Genomic DNA, 6,185 nt, shown 5'->3' on the forward strand with positions numbered 1-6,185 from the left:
AGAACCCCTGGCAGCGAAGGATCGGTCGAACCAGAACGACCACATAGTGAGACGGCTTCTCTGTGTGCTCATAACAAGAGAATCACAGCCTCGCCGCATCACTGCCCGAGCCGCCGACCGACATCTAGAGTCACGGCCAGTCACCGCGCCATCCGGAATGGGCCAGACCCATCGCGCATCCAGGCTCCCGCCGTTCAGGCGCGGCGCCCTCCTGAACCGAAGGGGACCCTCGTGCGTCATCGTTCAGCAGTTGTCGTGAGCATTGCCGTGATCGGCGCCCTCACCCTCACCGCATGCGGCTCCCGCGACGACAAGAAGTCCGGGGACGACGCCAAGGGCAAGGAGACCACCGTCTTCATCGGCGTCGACGCCCCGCTCACCGGCGACCTCTCCGCCCTCGGCCTCGGCATCCGCAACTCCGTGGACCTCGCGATCCGGCAGGCCAACGAGAAGCACGAGGTCCCCGGCATCAAGTTCGAGCTCAAGGCCCTCGACGACACCGGCAAGCCCGGCCCCGGCCAGCAGAACGCCACCCAGCTGGTCGGCGACAAGGACGTCATCGGCGTCGTCGGCCCGCTCAACTCCAGTGTCGCGCAGTCGATGCAGCAGATCTTCAACGACGCCAAGCTCGTCCAGATCTCCCCCGCCAACACCGGCGTCGCCCTCAGCCAGGGCGAGAAGTGGGCCAGCGGCGTCAAGGCCCGCCCGTTCGAGACCTACTTCCGCACCGCCACCACCGACGCCGTGCAGGGCCCCTTCGCCGCCGACTACCTGGTCAAGGACGCCAAGAAGACCAAGGTCTTCATCATCGACGACCAGAAGACCTACGGCGCCGGCCTCGCCGCCACCTTCAAGGGCCAGTTCCTCAAGAACGGCGGCCAGATCGCCGGCGAGGAGCACGTCAACCCCGACGACCGCGACTTCGCCGCCGTCGTCACCAAGGTCAAGTCCTCCGGCGCCGACGCCGTCTACTACGGCGGCGAGTACCCCGCGGCCGGCCCGCTCTCCCTCCAGCTCAAGGACGCCGGCGTCACCGTCCCGCTGATGGGCGGCGACGGCATCCAGAGCGGCGACTTCATCAAGCTCAACCCCAAGGGCCAGGGCGACCTCGCCACCGCCGTCGGCCTGCCCGTCGAACAGCTGCCCACCGCGGCCAAGTTCATCGCCGACTACAAGGCCGCCGGCTTCAAGGACGCCTACGAGACCTACGGCGGCTACTCCTACGACAGCGCCTGGGCCATCATCCAGGGCGTCAAGGCCGTCGCCGCCGCCAACAAGGACAAGCTCCCCGCCGACGCCCGCGCCGCCGTCGTCAAGGCCGTCCAGAAGGTCTCCTTCGAAGGCGTCACCGGCAAGGTCTCCTTCGACGAGTTCGGCGACACCACCAACAAGCAGCTCACCGTCTACACCGTCAAGGACGGCAAGTGGGCCGTGGAGAAGTCCGGCACCTTCGCCGGCTGACCCCCAGCGGCTGAACCCCGACGGCGCCGACCCGACCCGACGCCACGTCAGGCGCACCACAGCACACCGGAGTTGAACGCGCGGGGGCACCACGAGTGCCCCCGCGCACCCGCATCCACCACCCACGGACACCCCACACGCACAACGGAGGCCCAGCGGTGCACGACCTACCGCAGCAGCTGGCCAACGGCCTGATCCTCGGCGCCCTCTACGGGCTCGTCGCGATCGGCTACACGATGGTCTACGGCATCGTCCAGCTCATCAACTTCGCCCACGGCGAGATCGTCATGGTCGGCGGCTTCGGCGCCCTGACCGCCTACCTCGCCCTCCCCGGCGGCACCACCCTGTGGCTGGCCCTACCGCTGATGCTGGTCGCCGGCATCCTGGTCTCCACCCTCACCGCCGTCGCCGCCGAACGCTTCGCCTACCGGCCCCTGCGCACGGCACCACGGCTCGCCCCGCTGATCACCGCGATCGGCCTGTCCATCACACTGCAGCAGCTGGTCTTCGCCTTCTACCCCGACGCCAAGAAGGCCCGGGTCTTCCCGAAGATCCCCGGCGACCCCTTCGAGATCGGCTCCGTCGCCATCCAGCGCAGCGACCTCTTCCTGATCATCGCCGCCCCCCTCTGCATGATCGCCCTCGGCTGGTTCGTCACCCGCACCCGCTCCGGCCGCGCCATGCAGGCCACCAGCCAGGACCCCGACACCGCCAAGCTCATGGGCATCGACACCGACCGGATCATCGTCATGGCCTTCGCCATCGGCGCCGCCTTCGCCGCCGTCGCCGCCGTCGCCTACGGCCTGCGCAGCGGCCAGGTCGACTTCCGGATGGGCTTCCTGCTCGGCCTCAAGGCCTTCACCGCCGCCGTCCTCGGCGGCATCGGCAACATCTACGGCGCCATGCTCGGCGGCATCACCCTCGGCCTCGCCGAGGCCCTCGCCACCGGCTACATCCAGCACCTGCCCGGCATGCACCTCTTCGGAGGCGGCGCCTGGAAGGACGTCTGGGCGTTCGTACTCCTCATCGTCGTCCTGCTCGTCCGGCCCCAGGGCCTGCTCGGCGAGCGCGTCGCGGACAGGGCGTGAGCACCATGACCACCACCAGCACCGAAACCACCCCGGTCATCCCCCTCCCCGGCCGCACCGCCGCCCTGCTCACCGGCGCCGGCGCCCTCGCCGTCACCGGCTCCGCCCTGACGGCCTGGACCTGGACCTCCGACTACCCCGGCGACCTCACCTACTACGGCTCCCCCGCCGGCCTCCAGTGGCTCGCCCTCACCGCCGGACTGATCACCCTCCTGCTGCTGCTCGCCACCCAGGGCGTGCCCGGCCTGCGCTGGGCCGCCCCCCGGCACAGCCACAACGCCGTCCTGTTCGCCGCCACCGGCGCCCTCGCCGTCGGCTGGTTCTCCGCCCTGTCCATCGCGAGCGACCTCGGCGGCCTCGCCAACCTCGAACCCGGCGGCTGGGTCCTCGCCGCCGGCTCCCTGCTCGCCGTCACCGGCGCCCTCGGGCTGCCGCTCGACCGCCGCACCGCCGTCCCGCTGCGCATCCTCGACCGACGGCTCTTCCTGCTCGTCCCGATCGCCCCCGCCGTCTGGTTCGCCACCCACGCGATCCCCGACGACAAGCCGGTCGCGCCCGTCCTCACCGCGCTCGCGGGCGGCCTCGCCCTCGCCGCCGGCGCCGTGCTGCTCGTCCAGCTCGGCCTCCTCGCCAACACCTGGCTGCGGCTCGGCACCGTCCAGCGCCCGCTGCCCGCCCCCCGCGAACTGCCCTCCTGGGCCGAGGTCGGCCTCATCGTCGCCGCCTTCGCCGCCGGCCTGTTCGCCATCACCTTCGGCATCGACACCGAGTACGGCGAACTCTTCACCGGCTACCTGCTGCTCGCCGCCTCCGTGGTCGCCGCACTCGGCCGCTCCGGCCTGCTCGCCCGGCTGCGCGCGCTGACCGTCAAGTACCAGACCGTCACCACCGGCGCCGCCTTCGCCGCCGCCGCCAGCTTCCCCTTCACCCAGACCAGCGACCAGTACACCTCGGTCGCCACCAACATCCTGATCTTCGCCACCGTCGCCCTCGGCCTGAACATCGTCGTCGGCCTCGCCGGCCTGCTCGACCTCGGCTACGTCGCCTTCCTCGGCGTCGGCGCCTACAGCGCCGCCCTGGTCTCCGGCTCCCCCGCCTCGCCGATCCACGTCCAGTTCCCGTTCTGGGCCGCCGTGCTCACCGGCGCCGTCGTCTCCATGGTCTTCGGCGTCGTCATCGGCGCCCCCACCCTGCGCCTGCGCGGCGACTACCTCGCCATCGTCACCCTCGGCTTCGGCGAGATCTTCCGCATCACCATGCTCAACCTCAACGGCACCACCGGCCCCAAGATCACCAACGGCTCCAACGGCATCCCCCGGATCCCCGACCTCCAGATCCTCGGCTGGGACCTCGGCAAGCCCACCACGGTCTTCGGCGTCGAACTCGGCCGGTTCTCCAACTACTACCTGCTGATGCTGCTCGTCACCGCCCTCGTCGTGCTGGTCTTCGCCCGGGTCGGCAACTCCCGCATCGGCCGCGCCTGGGTCGCCATCCGCGAGGACGAGACCGCCGCCGAGGCCATGGGCATCAACGGCTTCCGCCTCAAGCTCCTCGCCTTCGCCCTCGGCGCCTGCCTCGCCGGCCTCGCCGGCACCGTCCAGGCCCACGTGAGCTACACCGTCACCCCCGACCAGTACACCTTCGCCGAAGCCCTCCCGCCCAACTCCGCCTTCCTGCTCGCCGCCGTCATCCTCGGCGGCATGGGCACCATCAGCGGCCCGCTGGCCGGCGCCACCCTCCTCTTCCTCATCCCGAAGAAGCTGGAATTCCTCGCCGACTACCAGTTGCTCGCCTTCGGCATCGCCCTCATCGTCCTCATGCGCGTCCGCCCCGAGGGCCTCATCCCCAACCGGCGCCGGCAGCTGGAGTTCCACGAGGCCGCCATCCCCGCGCAGCCCACCGGCGACGGCGTCGCCCTCACCAAGGCAGGGGCGTGACCCCCGATGACCACCACCAACGCCCCCGCACCCGCCGCCCCCTCGGCCGGCACCGACGGCCCCCTGCTCGACGTCTCCGGCGTCACCATGCGCTTCGGCGGCCTCACCGCCGTCAACGACGTCTCGCTCACCGTCGGCCGCGGCGAGATCATCGGCCTGATCGGCCCCAACGGCGCCGGCAAGACCACCTTCTTCAACTGCCTCACCGGCCTCTACGTCCCCACCGAGGGCACCGTCACCTACCAGGGCACCGTCCTGCCGCCCAAACCCCACCTCGTCACCCAGGCCGGCATCGCCCGCACCTTCCAGAACATCCGGCTCTTCGCCAACATGACCGTCCTGGAGAACGTCCAGGTCGGCCGGCACAGCCGGATGCGCCAGGGCCTGCTCTCCGCCGTCCTGCGCGGCCGCGGCTTCCACCGCTCCGAGGCCGAGAGCCGCGACAAGGCCATGGAACTCCTGGAGTTCACCGGCCTCGCCGGCAAGGCCGACCACCTCGCCCGCAACCTCCCCTACGGCGAGCAGCGCAAGCTGGAGATCGCCCGCGCCCTCGCCTCCGACCCCGGCCTGCTGCTGCTCGACGAGCCCACCGCCGGCATGAACCCGCAGGAGACCCGCGCCGCCGAGGAACTCGTCTTCGCCATCCGCGACCGGGGCGTCTCCGTCCTCGTCATCGAGCACGACATGCGGTTCATCTTCAACCTCTGCGACCGCACCGCCGTGCTCGTCCAGGGCCGGAAGATCGTCGAGGGCGACCGCGAGACCGTCCAGAACGACGAACGCGTCATCACCGCCTACCTCGGCGCCCCGCTCGAAGGCACCGCGCCCGGCACCGCCCCCGTTACGGAGACCGACCAGTGACCGCACTCCTCGACGTCCAGGACCTCCGCGTCGCCTACGGCAAGATCGAGGCCGTCAAGGGCATCAGCTTCACCGTCAACCAGGGCGAGGTCACCACCCTGATCGGCACCAACGGCGCCGGCAAGACCACCACCCTGCGCACCCTCTCCGGCCTGCTCAAGCCCACCGCCGGCAGCATCACCTTCGACGGGCAGGACCTCACCGCCGTCCCCGCCCACAAGATCGTCGCCCTCGGCCTCGCCCACTCCCCCGAGGGCCGGCACATCTTCCCGCGCATGACCATCGAGGAGAACCTCCTCCTCGGCGCCTTCCTGCGCAGCGACACCGACGCCGTCACCAAGGACGTCGAACGCGCCTACGGCCTCTTCCCCATCCTCGGCGAACGCCGCAAGCAGGCCGCCGGCACGCTCTCCGGCGGCGAGCAGCAGATGCTCGCCATGGGACGGGCCCTGATGTCCCGGCCCAAGCTGCTGATGCTCGACGAGCCCTCGATGGGCCTCTCTCCGCTGATGATGCAGAAGATCATGGCGACCATCGTCGAACTCAAGGCCGACGGCACCACCATCCTGCTGGTCGAACAGAACGCCCAGGCCGCGCTCTCCCTCTCCGACCGCGGCTACGTCATGGAGACCGGCACCATCGTCCTCCAGGGCACCGGCGCCGACCTGCTGCACGACGAGTCGGTGCGCAAGGCCTACCTCGGCGAGGACTGACCCCGCCACGACGAAGGGCCCGGCACGCGTGGATGCTGTTGGCTAATTCGGGCTCTGTTTCGCCCCGTCGACCTTGTGGTCGGCGGGGCGAAGTGCTGCGAAGTGGCTGGTGCGGGTGCGGGCCC

Annotated in this window: 5 protein-coding genes; all 5 read left to right on the forward strand. The window is 70.5% G+C overall.

The annotated features are described in order from the left end of the window. Nucleotides 1-231: 231 nt before the first annotated feature. The 5 genes from ABZW10_RS15700 to ABZW10_RS15720 all read left to right on the forward strand — a co-directional run bounded on the left by ABZW10_RS15700 (nt 232) and on the right by ABZW10_RS15720 (nt 6,060). The gene (locus ABZW10_RS15700; protein ID WP_355364820.1) at nt 232-1,461 is read left to right on the forward strand and encodes a branched-chain amino acid ABC transporter substrate-binding protein; all 1,230 of its coding nucleotides are present in this window, start codon (nt 232-234) and stop codon (nt 1,459-1,461) included. 158 nt (nt 1,462-1,619) lie between these two features. Continuing rightward, nucleotides 1,620-2,549 carry a branched-chain amino acid ABC transporter permease gene (locus ABZW10_RS15705; protein WP_355364823.1) on the forward strand — a complete coding sequence of 310 codons (930 nt, stop codon included), beginning with the start codon at nt 1,620-1,622 and terminating at the stop codon, nt 2,547-2,549. A 5-nt stretch (nt 2,550-2,554) separates the two neighbouring features. Then, on the forward strand, nt 2,555-4,486 hold the full coding sequence (locus tag ABZW10_RS15710; RefSeq protein WP_355364856.1) for a branched-chain amino acid ABC transporter permease: 1,932 nt from the start codon (nt 2,555-2,557) through the stop codon (nt 4,484-4,486). Nucleotides 4,487-4,492: 6 nt separating this feature from the next. Beyond that, entirely contained in the window at nt 4,493-5,347 is an 855-nt protein-coding gene (locus tag ABZW10_RS15715) for an ABC transporter ATP-binding protein (protein WP_355364826.1), read from the forward strand. Next, nucleotides 5,344-6,060 (forward strand): ABC transporter ATP-binding protein, encoded by a 717-nt coding sequence (locus ABZW10_RS15720; protein WP_355364829.1) that lies wholly within the window; start codon nt 5,344-5,346, stop codon nt 6,058-6,060. The genes ABZW10_RS15715 and ABZW10_RS15720 overlap by 4 nt, the downstream gene beginning before the upstream one ends. The last annotated feature ends 125 nt before the right edge of the window (nt 6,061-6,185 follow it).

It is taken from the genome of Kitasatospora sp. NPDC004723 (assembly GCF_040609255.1).
Lineage (GTDB): Bacteria > Actinomycetota > Actinomycetes > Streptomycetales > Streptomycetaceae > Kitasatospora.